Here is a 17,847-nt window from a genome sequence, read left to right as displayed (position 1 = left end):
GCAGGCTAAAACGCAATACGGTTTTCATCTGTACCTCATGGGGTTGGTTCAACGCCGCTAGACTAACCGCTCTGCCGATTTCATGCCAGCGATCTGCTACGTAAAAACTGCGTAAAATGATGCAGATCCGGCACACCATGACGTGATCTGGCTATTTTCTGACAGGGCGCACACTCCCGTTACAGGAACCTGAAACAAAAAGCGAGGCCAATTGGCCTCGCTTTGCATCCAAATGGCGCCAGAGTGCTATTTGGCCGCCTCTTGATGGGCCTTGATGACGGCCACCGCCTTGTCAGGGAAGTCACTGAACACCCCATCCACATCAGCCTGATAGAGGAAGATGTTAAGGAGATCGGTGAAGTCCTTGGCATAGGCCGGGATCTGCCCCTCATCCTGACGGAAGGTATAGGGGTGAACTTTCAGGCCCGCCGCATGGGCTTCTTTTACCATGCCGGTGAAGACCGGTTTGCCCAAAGTGCCCGGCTCGGTGACGATCATCGGCTTCCACGGTCCAATCCCTTCGGCATAGCTGGCGATGGTTTTCATCGCTCCCGGCTTGAACATCCAGTCATAGTTGTAGGGGGTCGCCTTACCCTTGGCGTCGTAGACCATGGTCTCGTTCCAGTCGGTCTCGGCCATCAGCTGCACCAGTTTCAGATCCATACCCATGGCGGGCATCAGCTCGCTGTTGATGCGCTTGAGTTCATCGGCATCGAAGCACTGCAGATAGACCTTGTCATCCTTCCCGGTATAGCCGTACTCCTTGAGCACCTTCAGCACCGCCTTGGAGATATCCTTGCCTTCGTGACGGAACAGCCAGGGCGCTTTGATCTCCGGATAGATACCGATGTTCTTGCCGGTGCTCTTGTTGAGCCCCTGGATCATCTCGATCTCCTCCTGGAAGGTATGGATCTTGAAGTCTGACTTCCAGAGCGGGAAGCGGGCCGGATAGACCGGCACCTGCTTGCCATCCACCAGCTGGAACGGTTCGGTCATACGCAGGGAGCGCACCTCGTCCAGGGTGAAATCCACCACATAATAACGACCGTCCGGACGGGCACGACCGGGGAAGCGCGCCGCCACATCGGTGATACCATCGAGGAAGTGATCGTGCATCACCACCAGCTGGTCATCCTTGGTCATCACCAGATCCTGCTCCAGATAGTCGGCCCCCATGCCATAGGCCAGCGCCTTGGACTCCAGGGTATGCTCGGGCAGGTAGCCGGAAGCGCCACGGTGGGCGATCACCACCTTGCCTTCATCGGCAGCCAACACGGGTAATGAGAGGGAGGCCCCAAGGCTCAAGGCGATGAGGGAAACGGCGAGTTTTTTCATATGTGATGCTCTTTATTATTGTGTGTAAGTAATTGTTCTATCAGAGGTTTGTTGCATATTTACGGTGGAAAGCGGTGGGCAGCAGCGTACTGCCCACCGTCACACATCAGCTCGCCTTGCGCAGAGCCTGATGGTATTGGTCGAGCCAGATCTGCAGCATCTGCTGCTCTGACTCGTTCAGGCGCAGCCCCAGCTTGCTGCGGCGCCAGAGGATATCGTCCAGTGAACAGGCCCACTCCCGTTCGATGAGATAGCGCACTTCCGACTCGTACAGGCCGCCACCGAAGTGAATGCCGCGATCCTCTTTCAGCCAAAGACGGGCATGGGCGCCATAAGCTTCGGCAATGCGCAGGGCGCTGCGATCATCGAGCCAGTCAAACTCCAGTGCAAAAGCGCGGGCCAGCTCGCGAACCGAGCAGTCAAACTCGCCGCCGGGCAGCCGGCTGGTCGCCGTCCAGTCATCCCCCATCTGGCTGAACCAGGGCTTGAGCTTGTTGCAGGCGGCCTGCGCCAGCTTGCGATAGGTGGTGAGCTTGCCGCCAAACACCGACAAGAGCGGCGCACCGTCGGATTCGCCAGAGAGTTCGAGGGTGTAGTCACGAGTCACCGCTTGCGGCGAGTCTGACTCGTCATCACAGAGCGGACGCACCCCGGCATAGGTCCAGATCACATCTTGCGGCGCAATTTGGCGAGTGAAGTGGGCGTTGACCACCTTGCACAGGTAGGTAATTTCGGCCTCGCTGATCTTCGCTTCCCGCGGACTGCCGTGGTGCTCCACATCCGTGGTGCCGATGAGGGAGTAGTCCTGCTGATAAGGGATGACGAAGACAATACGGTTGTCCTCGTTTTGCAGGATATAAGCCTCTTCGCGCTCATGGATGCGCGGCACTATCATGTGGCTGCCTTTAATAAGGCGAATGCCGCGGGGGGATTTCTCGTGCAGGCTCTCGTCATAGAAAGTCTTGACCCAGGGGCCCGCCGCATTGACCAGACCACGGCAGGTGACGGTGAACTGCTCGCCCCCTTCCCGCTCCAAAGTGAGCGTCCAGTGTTTGGAACCGCGCACCGCCTTGATGCAACGGGTGCGGGTCTGCACGTCGGCCCCCTTGTCACGGGCCATCATGGCATTGAGCACCACCAGCCGGGCGTCATCGACCCAGGCGTCCGAGTATTCAAACCCCTTGTTGATCCCCGCGGTCAAGCCATCTTGCGGCAGAAAGCGCACACCGCAGCTCCCCTTGAGCTTGTCGCGCTTGGCCAGATTGTCATAGAGGAACAGACCGGCGCGGATCATCCAGGCCGGACGCAGGTGCGGGCGGTGCGGCAGGCGAAAACGCATGGGACGAGCGATGTGAGGCGCCATACCGAGCAGCACCTCACGCTCCGCCAACGCCTCTTTCACCAGCCGGAATTCGTAATGCTCGAGATAGCGCAAACCGCCGTGGATCAGCTTGCTGGAGTTGGACGAGGTGGCAGAGGCGAGATCTTGCGCCTCAAACAGGGCAACCTTCAGACCCCGTCCTGCCGCATCGGCTGCGATACCGACCCCGTTGATGCCGCCACCGACGACGACCAGATCATAATGTTCGCTCATGTTCACCTACTTTCATTTTTATGATTGCTATAACAGTAATGTTTGATTTCGCTCATTTTAGAACATGAAAATACAACAAACGAACATTTTATGATGAAAGTGTGATCGCCACAGCCCGCGAGAGGTGGCAAAGGGGACAGGTCAGCGGAGCAAATGACGTCGGGCCAACATCGGCGGGTTAATAGCCAAAAAAAACAGATTGAATAGTGGTTTTTGCAATATCTATAAAGGGGTGAGATGAGTGCGGGGCTGGGGGAGAGAAAAAGAAAGGAGGCCGCCCTGACGGGCGACCGGCACAGCCTTGGCGTGTTTCGCCGTCAGCAGATGTGGCAAGCGATCTGGTGTTGCGCCATCAATCGCGTCAGCTTTTCCGGTGGCTCCTGATCGGTAAAGAGGGCGTGGATCTGGCTGAGATTGCCCAGATTGACCATGGCGTTGCGACCAAACTTGGTGTGGTCGGCGGCCAGGAACACCTGACGGGAGTGGGCGATGATGGCCTGGGCGATCTTCACCTCGTGATAGTCGAAATCGAGCAGGGAGCCGTCGTTGTCGATCCCCGAAATCCCGATGACACCATAGTCCATGCGAAACTGACCGATGAAGTCGCGGGTCGCCTCCCCCACGATGCCGCCATCGCGGTTGCGGATCTCGCCACCGGCGATGATGACGGTGAAGTCATCCTTGGCCGTCAGGATACTGGCCACGTTGAGGTTGTTGGTGACGATGCGCAGCTCACGGTGATCGAGCAGGGCGCGGGCAATCGCCTCGGTGGTGGTACCTATGTCGATAAAGAGCGATGAGCCGTCGGGAATATTGGCCGCGACCTCGCGGGCGATGCGCTCTTTCTCCTTGAGTTGCATCACTTTACGGGCGCTATAGGCGGTATTGACGGTACTCGAATGCAGGGAGGCACCGCCATGATGGCGCCGGATCTTGTTCTGTTCGGCGAGATCGTTCAGATCCCGGCGAATGGTCTGGGGGCTGACGTCAAAGTGGGTCACCAGATCGTCGGTCGAGACAAATCCCTGCCGCGTCAGGACGTCCAGGATCTCCAGATGTCGTTGGGTTTGCTTCACGCTTGCACTCCGATGATGAGACAAAAAAAGGCCCCGGCAGATGCGGGGCCTTTTGGCAGTTTACCTGATCCCCTTTGGGATCAATAAGCTGAGGATCACGTTTTATGCCTTATGGGCAGCCGCTTTCTTGGCCGTAACGGCAATGTTCTCATGCTTGAGGGTCATCGCCAGCAGGATGATGGAGAGCACGCAGGAGACGGTCAGCACCATGAAGCCGCCATCCCAACCGAAGTGGTCAACGGTATAACCCAGCATGGCGTTGGCTGCCACGGCGCCGCCCAGATAACCGAACAGACCGGTGAAACCTGCCGCAGTACCGGCTGCTTTCTTCGGTGCCAGCTCAAGAGCATAGAGGCCGATCAGCATGACAGGGCCGTAGATCAGGAAGCCGATAGCCACCAGCGCCATCATGTCGATGGTCGGGTTGCCGGCCGGGTTGAACCAGTAAACCAGCACAGCCAGGGTCACCAGCACCATGAACAGGATACCGGCCGGGGCACGGCGGCCCTGGAACATCTTGTCAGAGATCCAGCCACACAGCAGGGTGCCCGGAATACCGGCCCACTCGTAGAGGAAGTAAGCCCAGGAGGAGTTGTCGACGGTGAAGTGCTTGGCCTCTTTCAGGTAGGTTGGCGCCCAGTCAAGCACACCGTAACGAATGAGGTAAACGAAAGCGTTGGCGATCGCGATGTACCACAGCAGTTTGTTGTGCAGCACGTACTTGACGAAGATCTCCTTGGCGGAAAACTCCTGCTCGTGGCTCTCGTTGTAATCCTTCGGATAGTCGTTCTTGTACTCCTCGATAGGAGGCAGACCGACCGATTGCGGGGTATCACGCATCACGAAGAAGGCGATCACCGCGATGGCGGCCGCCGCAGCCGCAGGCACATAGAAGGCGCTGCGCCAGTCGTTGAACCAACCCATCCCGAGGATAAACAGCGGGCCAATCATGCCGCCACCCACGTTGTGGGCCACGTTCCAGACCGCAACCACTTCGCCGCGCTCTTTCTGCGACCACCAGTGCACCATGGTGCGACCGCAGGGCGGCCAGCCCATGCCCTGTGCCCAACCGTTCAGGAACAACAGCACAAACATGATGGCAATGCTGGAGGTGGCCCAGTGCATGGTACCCATCATGAACATGATGGCAGCCGAGAGCAGCAGACCGGCGGAGAGGAAGTAACGGGCGTTGGAACGGTCAGAGACGTTCCCCATCAGGAACTTGGACAAACCGTAAGCGATGGAGACCCCGGAGAGCGCGAAACCGAGATCACCACGGGAGAAGCCCTGCTCGATCAGATAGGGCATCGCCAGACTGAAGTTTTTCCGTACCAGATAGTAGCCGGCGTAACCGAAGAAGATCCCGAAAAACACCTGCCAACGCATGCGTTTGTAGAAGGGGTCGACCTTGTCAGCCGGGAGCCTGTCGATGTGCGCCGCAGGCCTGAAGAGACTAAGCATGTTCTGCTTCCTTATTGTTGTTATGGGCGGTTGAGGATGCCCTGACCATTCCAACGAATCATGTGAGTCCACTGATTCGCAAGCGAGCCTATTGTGCTCATATGCGCTCATTTAATCTGTGATGCATGCTCAAATATTGCAGTTTTATTACAAATAAAAGCTCCAAATGAGAAATCACTCAGCAAGCGCCAGCCCTTGTGTGGCAAGGGTTGCAAGCTACCCCCTAAGTGGTAACTGGCGGTTATCAAGATGCTTTACGTCACATTTTCTTAGCAATGAGTGGGATCTTGTCCACATTTCCTATGGAGGGGGGATGGTGAAATTATTGGGAAGGGTTATTTTCTGTCACGACCGATAACGAGCGCAAACGAGCATAACGTTTGCGCAAGACGCAAAAACAACAAGGAAACGTTTTCGGCAGCAACGGATAGACACAAAAAGATAGAACGGAACATCAAACCTCTACGGGTGGATATAAGGAATAAAAGTATGAGCATACAAAGACCCAATACCCTGCTTGGCGAGTGCATCGCCGAGTTTATCGGAACCGGCCTGCTGATATTTTTCGGTGTCGGATGTGTGGCGGCACTGGTGCTGGCAGGCGCCAACTTCGGGCAGTGGGAAATTTCCATTACCTGGGGTCTGGGCGTGGCCATCGCCATCTATGTGACCGGCGGTATTTCAGGTGCCCACCTGAACCCGGCCGTCACCCTGGCGCTGATGACCTTCTGCGGTTTCGACAAGCGCAAGGTGGTGCCCTACATCATCGCCCAGATGGCCGGTGCCTTCTGCTTCGCCGCCCTTGTCTACTTCCTTTATGGTAACCTTTTCACCCAATGGGAAGTGACCCATAACGTGGTGCGCGGCAGTGTCGAGAGCCTCGGCACCGCCGGGATCTTCTCCACCTACCCCAATGCCCTGCTGACCAACATGCAAGCTTTTGCCGTCGAGCTGGTGATCACCGCTGTCCTGATGCTGGGCATCATGGCGCTGGGTGACAACAACAACGGCGCCCCCAAGGGTTTCGCTGCCGCCCTGCTGATCGGTATCCTGATCGCGGTGATCGGTGCCTCCCTTGGCCCGTTAACCGGTTTTGCCATGAACCCGGCCCGTGACTTTGGTCCGAAACTGTTCGCGTTCTTTGCTGGCTGGGGTGATGTTGCCCTGACCGGTGGTCGTGACAACCCCTACTTCTGGGTTCCGATCCTTGGCCCCATCGTTGGCGCCCAGATTGGTACCGCTCTGTATGTCAAAGTGCTGGCTCCCTGCGTCCCGGGCAACCGTGTCGTCACCACCGAGCAAGCGACCCAAACCGCCAAAGAAGAGGCTGCCGCATAAGAGCGGCCCCCTCCAACGTATAAAAACGTGGAAAATAGAAACGTGGAGAACATCATGTCTGCTGAAAAGAAATATGTCGTCGCTCTGGACCAGGGAACCACCTCTTCCCGCGCCATCGTGTTTGATCAGGATGCCAACATTGTCGGTACCTCCCAGCGCGAATTCACCCAGCACTACCCGAAAGCGGGCTGGGTAGAGCACGACCCGATGGAGATCTGGGCGACCCAATCCTCCGTCTTTACCGAAGTGCTGGCCAAGACAGGCCTGCGCAGCGAAGAGATCGCCGCCATCGGTATCACCAACCAGCGTGAAACCACAGTGGTATGGGAAAAGGCCACCGGCAAGCCCATTTACAACGCCATCGTCTGGCAGTGCCGCCGTACCGCCGCCATCTGCGAGGAGCTGAAAGCACGCGGTCTGGAAGAGTACGTTCGCGAGAACACCGGTCTGGTGCTGGATGCCTACTTCTCCGGTACCAAGGTGAAGTGGATCCTCGACAACGTGGAAGGTGCCCGCGAGAAGGCGATGAACGGGGAGCTGCTGTTTGGCACCATCGATACCTGGCTGGTCTGGAAGATGACCAATGGCGAAGTGCACGTCACCGACCCGACCAACGCCTCCCGTACCATGCTCTACAACATCCGCGAGCTGAAGTGGGATCAGAAGATGCTGGACGAGCTGGGCATCCCCATGTCCATGCTGCCGGAAGTGAAACCCTCTTCCGAAGTGTACGGCTACACCACCCGTGGCGGCGGCTCCCGCATCCCCATCGCCGGTATCGCCGGTGACCAGCAGTCTGCCCTGTTCGGCCAGCTCTGCTTTGAAAAAGGGATGGCCAAGAACACCTACGGCACCGGCTGCTTCATGCTGATGAACACCGGTACCGAGCCGGTTCGCTCCAGCAACGGCCTGCTGACTACCGTTGCCATCGGCCCGAAAGGGGAAGTGAACTACGCGCTGGAAGGTGCGGTGTTTATGGGCGGCGCCACCATCCAGTGGCTGCGTGACGAGCTGAAGATCATTCACGATGCCCGCGATACCGACTACTTCGCCTCCAAGGTGGGTGACACCAACGGCGTCTATCTGGTACCGGCCTTCGTCGGCCTAGGCGCGCCCTACTGGGATCCCTATGCTCGCGGCACCATGGTCGGCCTGACCCGTGGCGCCAACCGCAACCACATCATCCGTGCCGCGCTGGAATCCATCGCCTATCAGAGCCGCGATGTGCTGGATGCGATGCAGCAGGACTCCGGCATCAAGCTGGCCGCCCTCAAGGTCGACGGTGGCGCGGTAGCCAACGACTTCCTGATGCAGTTCCAGGCCGACATGATGCACACCCCGGTGGTGCGTCCGACCCGCATCGAGACCACCGCCATGGGCGCCGCCTTCCTAGCGGGTCTGGCAGTCGGCTTCTGGAAGAGCTCCGACGAGCTGGAAGACAAGTTCAGCGTGGACCGCGAGTTCATCCCGCAGATGGACAGAGACGATCGCGCCAAGCGCTACAACGGCTGGAAAAAAGCGGTTGAGCGTTCACGCCGTTGGGCTGAAGAGGATTGATCGGGCTCCCGACATTCCGTTGAGATAAACACCAAGGAGGCCGACCATCACGTCGGCCTCTTTTTGTCTACCCCTTGCCGGCCCTCCCCTCCCGTTGCTCCCCCTGTTTTTATCTGGTGAATCTTGTTCTCACCAACCGTCACAACACAATTGAGTTCTCTATCTATAATCATCATCTGGGTCGCATATGCGGCCTTTCTTTATGGAGGAGAGAAATATGGAGAGGGCGATACACCGTTTTACACTGCACTCACTCTGGTCAGGGCTCGGGATCCGCACCCGGATCCTCTCCGGCGTAGCGATACTGATGGTTATCGCCATCAGTTGCATCACCCTGATCCTCGAGCAGATATCCCACACGCAGGCACAACAGCGGGTCGAACGCTATGAGCTGCCAAGCAGTGTGGACCGCATTGCCAACCAGCTGACCGCCCAGCTGACCCAGCACCTGACCGAGGCGCAAGCGCTCGCCAGCAACAGCTTCGTCATCGACTGGCTGACCGCTGGCATGCCAGAAGCTGAGTGGCCCGAGATGGAGCGCTACTTTCAGGCTCTGCAACGGCGTCTCGGCGGTAACGTCTTTATTGCCCCTCGCCAGACCAACACCTTGCTCAACTTCAGTGACGGCCCCACCGCCCAGAAAGCGCTGAGCGAGTCAGACCCGAAAGATGAGTGGTTTTACGGTTTTCTCCAGCGCAATCAACCTTACGAACTGAACCTCGACATCTCCGATTTCAACCAGCGAGCCTCCCTCTATATCAACACCGCCGTCACCCACGAGGGCAATACCCTGGCGGTGACCGGTACCTCCATCGACATGAGCACCCTGAGCAAGCTCATCAGCAGCTATCGGATCGGCAAGAGCGGTCAGGTCTATCTGGCGGACATGGAAGGCAATATCGAGATCCACCCCGCACTGGAGCAAAAAGATGCCGCTCACCATCAACAATCCTTTCTCGATACCGTCAAACGGCTTATCCCCAAGGCTGGGGAACAGGTGGCAGTTGAGGCACTGACGCTGGAGGGAGAAACCTACCTTCTTGCTGTACGCTACATCCCCACCCTCAACCGGCTGCTGATTGGCGAGATCAACAGCGCCGAGTTGGAAGAGGGATTACATGAGTCACGCCAGCTAATCATCATGGTGTCGCTCGCCATCGGCACTCTGGCGATGCTGGCCTCCGCCTGGTTGGCTCACTCCATCAGTCGCCCGATTCGTCAGGCTGCCGATGGCATGCACCACATCACCGCCGATCGGGATCTGGCGACCCGCCTCGACTTCTCCGACGAGTCGGAGCTGGGCCAGATGGCCCAGAGCTTCAACCGGCTGATCCAGAGTCTTAACCAGAGCTTCTCCCGCTTCCAACAATCGGGGAGTGCCCTCTCCGCCCAATCCTCGCAAACCCTTCATCAGGCGCAGGCACTGGCGGGAGAAGCGTGCCAGCAGGCAAGGAGCATCCAAGAACTGACCAATGTAGTCGCTGCTATCGGCAGCAATGCCGAGCAGATCGCCAGCCGTTCCGAGGGGGTCAGCGACGTGACCCGGCGCATCGCTGACCACATGCTCAGTGTCGAACAGGATGTGATCCAGAGTGCCGATCGTCTCGATACTTTGCGCAGCAGCATCGGCACCTCGTCCGCACTGCTTGAAGAGGTGGTCAAGGACAGCAACAACATCACCCAGATCATGAACCTCATCCGCGATGTCTCGAACCAGACCAACCTGCTGGCCCTCAATGCCGCTATCGAGGCTGCCCGGGCAGGGGATATGGGGCGGGGCTTTGCGGTGGTGGCCGACGAGGTGCGCCAACTGGCGGTGCGCACCCAGACCGCCACCAAGGATGTGCAGGATCTTATCTTGCGTCTGCAGGAGGGTACCCGGCAGGCCAGCAGCTCGATGGCAGGCTCCCACACCCTGAGCGAAGAGGGCTATAGCCGGATGCATCAAGCCCGAGAGGTGCTGGTCGATGCCACCAGCCAAATTAACCAGACAGCAAGGGAACTCAACGAAATCAGCGCGCTGGCACAAGCTCAGGATCAACAGATGGGGCAAGCCAGAGCTGCGCTTGACGAGCTCGCCATGGTGGCCGAGCATCAGCGTGAACACGCAGAGGAGAGCAATGCCGCCAGCCGCGAACTGTTCGAACTGGCCAAAGCCATCGACGAGCAGATCCGCCAATACCGGATTGGCTAGGCCCGGCGCTTCCCCCTCTCCCTCTCAATAACCAAGACGCCACCGCAGGGTGGCGTTTTCATTTTGCAAATCATTTTGCCTGCGCTCTCGAAACGGGAATGACGACAAGACTTGCAAGTCATTGATAATTAACATGAAAAAATGTGGAACGGCCATTGCTTAGTGATATCAGACTCAACAGAGGGATATCGCCATGAAACCCACCACCAATCAAGCGCCCGTAGCCCACGTCGCCACTCAAAAAGAGACCCTGACCCCCCGCGAAGGCACCTTCCTGATGATGGTGGCCCAACTGGTGGTGCTCACCTGCATCGTACTGGCCGCCACCGTCGGCGGCCTCTCCTGGCAGTGGACCCTGCTGCTGGCCATTCCGCCGGTGATCGGCGGCGCCTTGCTCAGCTGGGTATGGGGCAACCCCCCCCGCTAACTGCGCTTCACCTCACACACCTTCCCGAACCGGCGGCCGACCCTCAAGTCGGCCGTCTGTTTATCTGCCGCCAGGCTAATGCTGATGGGCCGCAACGAGGGTGCGGCTTGTTCTTCGCCAAGCAAACCGCAGCGACGAACCGTTCAAACAAACCGCACAAACCAACCTGAACTACAGGGTATGGCTGCCAAGCTGCTCTTTAAGAAAATCGAGCCAGACCCGCAATCGGATATCCCGCTGGGCATCAGAGTAGAAGACCGCGTTGATGGGTCGCGAGGCGCCACTGTTGCTGCGGGCCAGCACCTCCACCAGCGCGCCGCTCTCCCGATCCGGCCCAGTCATGAAATCCGACAGACAAACGATCCCCTGCCCCGCCAGCGCTAGCTGACGCAAAGTTTCGCCGCTGCTGGCACGCAGACTGGGGGTGATGGCAAAGCGATCACCCTGCTCGGCACTGAGCAGCGGCCAGTGGTTGAGGTGATCGGGATGCAAAAAGCCAAGCAACTCGTGACCGCTCAGCAGATCCGCCGGTTGGCGCGGGGTGCCGCGCTCGCTCAAATAGGCGGGAGAGGCCAGCAGCCGCAACCGCGAACGGCCCAGCGGCAGCGCACGCAGGGAGGAGTCGGTCAGCTCGCCGATGCGGATGGCCATGTCCACCCGCCGCTCCATCAGATTGATAAAGCCCTCCGAGCTGTGCAGCTGCAACTCGATGGCAGGATAACGACGACGAAACTCGCCGATGATCGGCACCAGCCGGTGCAGGATAAAGGGAGTGGCCGCATCGACCCGCAAGATCCCCTCCGGCTGCTCCCGGCGCATCAGCAGATGCCCCTCCGCCTCGCTCATCTCGGTCAGGATCTTCACCGCCCGCTGATAGAACCAGCTCCCCTCCTCGGTCAGGCTGACCCGGCGGGTGGTGCGATTGAGCAGCACGGTTGAGAGCTTCTCCTCCAGCCGCTTGATGCCACGGCTCACCACCGAGTTGTCCATGCCGAGGTTCTCCGCCGCCTGGCGAAAACTGCCCGCCTCCACCACCGCCACAAACAGGGTCAGTTCATCAGAATGGGTCTTCATTGCTGTTATCCGGACAAGAGTAATGGGCCTTTATAGGCGCAGCCGCTGTGGATTGGCAAGCGTGCGGTGAGGCCAGTTCTTTTTTTCTACAGAGAAAGAACGTGACCGCGAGCCCACATCATGCCCGCGATTTGTCAGTACAATGCAGCCAGAAAAGCACCGTATGGCACCACTTATTTCACAAGGATGAATACCATGACATTTGAAGAACGGCTGGCCGCCGCCCATCAGGAGCTGGCTAACAAAGGGGTATGGCATGCCAACTACAATCCACCGCTGTGCAGACTGCTGCGCAGGTTCGGTTATCCCGTCAAACCGCCTCACTATGAGGGTTGGCTAACCAACGTTCTGCTATTCGGGGTAGGCATTGGTCTGGTATGGGGCATGGCGATGTGGTTTTTCAGTTGGCACCCCATGGGGATAGATCCGCTGTTTGCCCTGCGCCAAACAGCCCTGTTTGCGGGATTCTGCGGCCTGACCATGGCATCTTGGCTCTGGCTACGGCGCAAGCAGCTTAAACTGACCCCGTGGGAACAACTTGCTGAACCCAGCGATGCTGATGATGAGGGAGACGAACTGCATGAAAGCCCATGAAAAATTGAACTATGTGGAGTTTGCGGCCAGGGATCTCGCCGCGACCAAAGCATTCTTTCAAGCCGTATTTGGCTGGCAGTTTGTCGGTTACGGCCCCGACTACAGCGCCGATATTGAAACGACCCAAGCCAAGGTAAGCCAACACGGTGGCACCATCAATCGCCCACTATTCGACTTCCCCGGTGGACGCCGTTTCCACTTCGTTGAACCCAGCGGCAATGAGTTTGCGGTCTGGTCGGTGCAAGCTAAATAACTGATCCTAATAGTGCTCCATCTTGCCGGAAGCCTTGTGGCGTAAGGCATTTGTGCAATCTGGCGAGAAAGCCTGAAGTGACAAGGCTTAGCGCACGATGCGTGCTCAATGTCACTTGTAGAAGCTGTACGAGTGCAGTGATCTATTATTCGGAACAGCTATTTAGCGCCTGATAATACTGGACGAAGTGAAACAATCTACATCCATATTATTCATAATATCGTTCTCTACTACATATCCGAAAGGTTTATAAAAGAAAACACCGAACCGTTTTTTTGAAAAAAACAGGTGAAGTGTTCATTTCATATTACGTGTTCTTGACTTAATCATGGCATTTAAGACACAGTTCCCAACAAATATTATTACATTCTATTGCAGATGCAGATGGCTGTCAGATTACATCAAAATTTCAAGGTGTTATTTTGAAGGTAATTACAGTAGAATATCATGCCATCTATATGGCAATTTTATAAAAGGTGTTCTATGAGCCCAGAAGAAATTAATCTTGTAACTGAATCAATCAAGGCTATTGGAAGTAAAGGATCGAACGAATGGATTCCAGTTATTGCAGCCCTTGGCGGTGCAGTTTTGGGTTCGCTCAGTTCAATTATTACTTCTAGCATAATTGAACGTAAAAAAGAGAAAATGTTTTCATTACAAATTACAAGATCTCTGATTACCGAAATATCCGCATTACTTAATTTAATGGAAACAAGAGGGTTTCTTGACAGTATCAATAACGCCATTGCTCATTTAAAAGAAAATCCAGATGATACATACATATTAGCCTCCGATATCCCGCCTCATTATTCCAGAGTATATCAAGAAAACTGTAAACATTTGGGCGTGGTAGATCATGAAACATCGAAGCAAATTATTAACTTTCATCATTTAGTAGATGCAATAGTTCAAGATGTTAAGATGGATGGAACATTCAGCAAATCACCTACAATCGAAGCTTATGTAGAAGCACATAAGATCCTGACGCTTGCAATCAGAATAGGTCGAAACTTAGAAACTAAAAAAATAAATTGTTGATTCGTGTAATGAGGTCATTAGCGTATTCCTCTTATATGTCCTGGATTACCCCATTGCTGCTCTCCCCTCAATACTGTTTTCCGACCAGCGCCCTGTTTCCAGCAAGTCACGACAGGCATACTGACCCTTCGTTTTTGCCAAGGAGGTTCAGATGTCATCACCCGTGATTGTGATTGCCCAGCTTGAAGCCAAACCCGAATTCGCCGCCCAGTTTCGCGCCGCCCTTGAGCCGCTGATTGCGGCCACGCTGCAAGAGGCGGGCTGCCAGCGCTATCAGTTGCACCAAGACTTGGACAATCCCCACAGCTGGATGCTCTACGAAGTGTGGGAGAGCGAAGCGGCCCTCACCGCCCATCAGGGCCAACCCCACTTTACCGAATTTGTCGCCAAGGCCGAGCCCTGGTTTGCCAGCAGCACCATTCGCCGCTATCAGCCACTGGGCGCCTGACTGGCCCTAGAGCCTGTTTCTGTTCAGCCCATCAAGGGCCAACCACCACCCCATTGAGGAATAAGATGATCAATATGCCACCCATGGGTCTGGGCACCTTCCGCCTGAAGGGCGAGCCGCTGCTTGCCACCCTGACCAACGGTCTGGAGCTGGGCTATCGCCATATCGATACCGCCCAGATCTATGACAACGAAGCCGAAGTCGGCGCCGTGCTGACCCGCAGCACTGTTGCCCGCCACGAGATCTACCTGACCACCAAGGTGTGGACCAGCGAGTTTGGCCCGGGCAAGGTGCTCCCGAGCCTGGAGGTAAGCCTGGAAAAACTGGGCACTGACTATCTGGATCTGGCGCTGATCCACTGGCCCTCCCCCAAGGATGAGGTGCCGATGGCAGTCTATCTGGAGCAGTTGACCGAGGCCAAGGCCCGGGGCCTGACCCGGGAGATCGGGGTCTCCAACTTCACCGTGGCCCAGCTCAAACAGGCTATCGAGATTTTGGGGCCTGGGGCCATCGCCCACCAGCAGATCGAGGTTCATCCCCTGCTGCAAAACCGCAAGGTGGTCGAGTTCTGCAAAGCTAACGGTATCGCCGTCACCGCCTATATGCCGCTCGCCTATGGCAAGGTGCTGAGCGAGCCGCTGCTGATGGAGATTAGCAAACGCCACGGGGTATCGGCTGCACAGGTGTCGCTGGCCTGGCTGCTGGCGCAGGACATGACAGTGATCCCGAGCTCCACCAAGCGGGAGAATCAGGCTGCCAATCTGGCCGCTCTCGATATCGCCTTGAGCAGCGAGGAGATGGCCGCCATCGCCACGCTGGATCGGGGTGAGCGCTGCGCCAACCCGGACTTTGCACCAGATTGGGATTAAACGGGAAGGGAGACATGGGCTCTCTTGCTTCGACGGCGGATACCGGCAACTCTCACGAGCCTATTGCAACTGCGAACTATCCCCTCTCCCGACGGGAGAAGGGTGCAAATAACGCTCAACGACATTTTTCAGCAAAATCGGGAGGTATCATGCCTCCCGCTTTTTTTGCCCTTTCATCTCACTCGTTGCTCATTCCCCCACGCACAGCAGGTTCAGCCAACCCTGTCTCCTTCCATTACCCCCGCCCCCGTTTCCTCTTTATACCCTACTCGCTCAACACGCTTTGTCTCTGCTTTCCAGTCACTTCGATCTCATCTCTCTTCCCCCCTCTTTGCGGCCACTCTTGTCTCTCCCATTCCCCTCCTACTCATCGCCATTGCTGCTGATTTGGCAAAAGTAATTTGATGTCACCGTCATTTTTGCCAACAAAACCCATCGGCATACTGGCGCCATTCTCCCGTCGGGAGTCCCTAACCAAGGAGTTGTTATGCCACTGGCGTTATTTGCCCTTACCCTGAGTGCCTTTGCGATAGGCACCACCGAATTTGTGATCGTGGGGCTTATCCCCACCATTGCCGAGCAGCTCAATGTCTCGCTTCCCTCGGCGGGCCTTCTGGTCAGCCTCTATGCCCTTGGCGTAGCCATCGGCGCCCCCGTGCTCACAGCGCTGACCGGCAAGGTGCCGCGCAAGTGGCTGCTGGTAGGGCTGATGGCGCTCTTTACCGCCGGCAACCTGCTGGCCTGGCAGGCCCCCGGTTACGAGAGCCTGATTGTGGCCCGCATCCTGACCGGATTGGCGCACGGGGTCTTCTTTTCGGTAGGCAGCACCATCGCCACGGGTCTTGTGGCCAAAGAGAAGGCAGCGAGCGCCATCGCCATCATGTTCAGCGGCCTTACCGTGGCGCTGGTGACAGGCGTACCGCTCGGCACCTGGATTGGTCAGGTCTTTGGCTGGCGTGAAACCTTTCTGGTGGTAAGCCTGCTGGGCCTCATCGCCATGGTGGGTAGCCTGCTGCTGATCCCGGGCAACCTGCCCAAGGGAGCAGCCTCGACCATCCGCGAGCAACTCTCGGTACTGACCAAGAAGCCGCTGCTGCTGGTCTACGCCAAGACCGCCCTCGGTTATGGCGGCGCCTTCACCGCTTTCACCTTCCTCGCCCCCATCCTGCAGCAGGTGAGCGGCTTTAGCGCCGGTGCGGTGAGCCTGATCCTGCTGGTGTACGGGGTATCGGTCGCCATCGGCAATATCTGGGGTGGCAAGCTGGCCGACAAGATGGGTCCCCTGCCGGCGCTCAAGCTGCTGTTTGCCGGTCTGGCGCTGGTGCTGCTGGCCCTCACCTTCACCGCCCCCCATCCGGTGCTGGCCGTGCTGACCGTGCTGGTGTGGGGCGCCTTTGCCTTCGGCAACGTGCCGGGTCTGCAGGTGCTGGTGGTCAAACAGGCCGAGCTGCACACCCCCAAGGCGGTGGATGTGGCCTCCGGCCTCAATATCGCCGCCTTCAACGTTGGCATCGCGCTGGGCTCCGTCGTCGGTGGCCTGGTGGTGGAGCACCTCGGCCTGATGCACACCCCCTGGATCGGCGCCCTTATCGTACTGCTGGCCTACGGACTGACCCATGTCAGCGAGCGCCGCGAAGCCGTCCGGCTCGCCGCCTGTCAGGCATAAGCTGCGCCAGCAGGCGTCACGCAAGGGCGTGGCGCCTGCTGCAATCGGTGCGGCAGGCTTCTATGCTGTGACACAGCGTCAACCCGGCAACTATTTCAGCAACTGTTCCAGTCACTTTTTCAGTAACCAAGCCTGTCACCCTCGCATCATTTGCCACGGAGTCTGTTATGAAGGTGCTTATCGTCTATGCCCATCCCGAACCCAAAAGTTTCAACGGTGCCCTCTTCTGCCACGCCATCAGGGTGCTGGAGCAGGCGGGCCACACAGTGATGACCAGCGATCTCTATGCCATGGGCTTTGATCCCGTCTCGGATCGGCGCAACTTCACTGCCGCCAGCGATCCCGATTTTCTCAAGCTGCAGCTTGAAGAGCTGGCTGCCACCGAGCAGGGCAGCTTTGCCCCGCAGCTGGAGCAGGAAATGCAAAAGCTGGAGGCGGCCGATCTGCTGATCTTCCAGTTCCCGCTCTGGTGGTTTGGCCTGCCCGCCATTCTCAAGGGGTGGGTGGATCGGGTCTTTGCCATGGGGCGAGTCTATGGTCAGGGTCATATCTACGAGAGCGGCAAGTTTCGCGGCAAGCGGGCGCTGCTGAGCCTCACCACCGGCGGCCCCGCCGAGACCTATCTGCCCGACGGCTTCAACGGCGATATCGACGGGGTGCTGCGCCCCATCCAGCGCGGGATCCTGCAATTTGTCGGCTTCGACGTGCTGCGCCCCCATATCTGTTATGCCCCGGTGCGGGTCTCGCAAGAAGAGCGGGAAACCTGGCTCGCCCAGTGGGCCGAGCGCCTTGGCCAGATTGAGCAGGAGTCCCCCATCGCGGTCGGCCGCTACCTGTAACGGCTGACGCAGCTGACACTCTCCCCCCAAAAGCACAAAAACAGCGAGCGGCACCCGGCCGCTCGCTGTTTTTCACGCTCTGTC

Annotated in this window: 16 protein-coding genes; 11 read left to right on the top strand and 5 right to left on the bottom strand. The window is 57.5% G+C overall.

The window, feature by feature from the left end:
* Nucleotides 1-246: 246 nt before the first annotated feature.
* The 4 genes from glpQ to glpT all read right to left on the bottom strand — a co-directional run bounded on the left by glpQ (nucleotide 247) and on the right by glpT (nucleotide 5,466).
* Nucleotides 247-1,335, bottom strand: coding sequence for a glycerophosphodiester phosphodiesterase (glpQ, locus tag G5358_RS08705; RefSeq protein ID WP_005337531.1), 1,089 nt, complete (start codon nucleotides 1,333-1,335; stop codon nucleotides 247-249).
* Between the two features lie 106 nt (nucleotides 1,336-1,441).
* Entirely contained in the window at nucleotides 1,442-2,929 is a 1,488-nt protein-coding gene (gene glpD, locus G5358_RS08700; RefSeq protein ID WP_139406516.1) for a glycerol-3-phosphate dehydrogenase, read from the bottom strand.
* Between the two features lie 317 nt (nucleotides 2,930-3,246).
* A complete protein-coding gene (locus G5358_RS08695) occupies nucleotides 3,247-4,005 on the bottom strand; it encodes a DeoR/GlpR family transcriptional regulator (RefSeq protein WP_005347045.1) in 759 nt (252 codons plus the stop codon).
* Nucleotides 4,006-4,107: 102 nt separating this feature from the next.
* On the bottom strand, nucleotides 4,108-5,466 hold the full coding sequence (gene glpT / locus G5358_RS08690; RefSeq protein ID WP_042056318.1) for a glycerol-3-phosphate transporter: 1,359 nt from the start codon (nucleotides 5,464-5,466) through the stop codon (nucleotides 4,108-4,110).
* A 489-nt stretch (nucleotides 5,467-5,955) separates the two neighbouring features.
* Here glpT and G5358_RS08685 point away from each other — a divergent pair, with 489 nt between their 5' ends.
* From G5358_RS08685 to G5358_RS08670, 4 genes are all read left to right on the top strand, one after another.
* Nucleotides 5,956-6,804: an MIP/aquaporin family protein gene (locus tag G5358_RS08685; RefSeq protein WP_005350866.1), complete on the top strand. Its 849-nt coding sequence runs from the start codon at nucleotides 5,956-5,958 to the stop codon at nucleotides 6,802-6,804.
* 54 nt (nucleotides 6,805-6,858) lie between these two features.
* Nucleotides 6,859-8,361: a glycerol kinase GlpK gene (glpK, locus tag G5358_RS08680; RefSeq protein WP_266135069.1), complete on the top strand. Its 1,503-nt coding sequence runs from the start codon at nucleotides 6,859-6,861 to the stop codon at nucleotides 8,359-8,361.
* Between the two features lie 217 nt (nucleotides 8,362-8,578).
* Nucleotides 8,579-10,555, top strand: a complete 1,977-nt coding sequence (locus G5358_RS08675) for a methyl-accepting chemotaxis protein (RefSeq protein WP_421262841.1) — start codon at nucleotides 8,579-8,581, stop codon at nucleotides 10,553-10,555.
* A gap of 193 nt (nucleotides 10,556-10,748) precedes the next feature.
* Entirely contained in the window at nucleotides 10,749-10,982 is a 234-nt protein-coding gene (locus tag G5358_RS08670) for a hypothetical protein (RefSeq protein ID WP_323912228.1), read from the top strand.
* Nucleotides 10,983-11,153: 171 nt separating this feature from the next.
* Here the strand turns inward: G5358_RS08670 and G5358_RS08665 are convergent, their stop codons facing one another.
* Nucleotides 11,154-12,056, bottom strand: a complete 903-nt coding sequence (locus tag G5358_RS08665) for a LysR substrate-binding domain-containing protein (RefSeq protein WP_042081961.1) — start codon at nucleotides 12,054-12,056, stop codon at nucleotides 11,154-11,156.
* Between the two features lie 195 nt (nucleotides 12,057-12,251).
* On the opposite strand from G5358_RS08665, the gene G5358_RS08660 reads away from it, so the two are divergent.
* The 7 genes from G5358_RS08660 to G5358_RS08630 all read left to right on the top strand — a co-directional run bounded on the left by G5358_RS08660 (nucleotide 12,252) and on the right by G5358_RS08630 (nucleotide 17,763).
* Nucleotides 12,252-12,650 (top strand): DUF6404 family protein, encoded by a 399-nt coding sequence (locus G5358_RS08660; protein ID WP_216953297.1) that lies wholly within the window; start codon nucleotides 12,252-12,254, stop codon nucleotides 12,648-12,650.
* Nucleotides 12,637-12,903, top strand: a complete 267-nt coding sequence (locus tag G5358_RS08655; RefSeq protein WP_216953296.1) for a VOC family protein — start codon at nucleotides 12,637-12,639, stop codon at nucleotides 12,901-12,903. The genes G5358_RS08660 and G5358_RS08655 overlap by 14 nt, the downstream gene beginning before the upstream one ends.
* 483 nt (nucleotides 12,904-13,386) lie before the next feature.
* Nucleotides 13,387-13,941: a hypothetical protein gene (locus tag G5358_RS08650; protein ID WP_136501583.1), complete on the top strand. Its 555-nt coding sequence runs from the start codon at nucleotides 13,387-13,389 to the stop codon at nucleotides 13,939-13,941.
* Nucleotides 13,942-14,092: 151 nt separating this feature from the next.
* The gene (locus G5358_RS08645) at nucleotides 14,093-14,389 is read left to right on the top strand and encodes a putative quinol monooxygenase (protein ID WP_064336428.1); all 297 of its coding nucleotides are present in this window, start codon (nucleotides 14,093-14,095) and stop codon (nucleotides 14,387-14,389) included.
* A 65-nt stretch (nucleotides 14,390-14,454) separates the two neighbouring features.
* Nucleotides 14,455-15,258, top strand: a complete 804-nt coding sequence (dkgB, locus tag G5358_RS08640; protein ID WP_421323954.1) for a 2,5-didehydrogluconate reductase DkgB — start codon at nucleotides 14,455-14,457, stop codon at nucleotides 15,256-15,258.
* Nucleotides 15,259-15,745: 487 nt separating this feature from the next.
* Entirely contained in the window at nucleotides 15,746-16,924 is a 1,179-nt protein-coding gene (locus tag G5358_RS08635; protein ID WP_201995468.1) for an MFS transporter, read from the top strand.
* A gap of 167 nt (nucleotides 16,925-17,091) precedes the next feature.
* Entirely contained in the window at nucleotides 17,092-17,763 is a 672-nt protein-coding gene (locus G5358_RS08630; protein WP_216953293.1) for an NAD(P)H-dependent oxidoreductase, read from the top strand.
* The last annotated feature ends 84 nt before the right edge of the window (nucleotides 17,764-17,847 follow it).

The organism is Aeromonas sp. 604176, from assembly GCF_049170755.1.
In the GTDB taxonomy this organism is placed as follows: domain Bacteria; phylum Pseudomonadota; class Gammaproteobacteria; order Enterobacterales; family Aeromonadaceae; genus Aeromonas; species Aeromonas veronii_A.
This window is presented reverse-complemented; position numbering and strand designations above follow the sequence as displayed.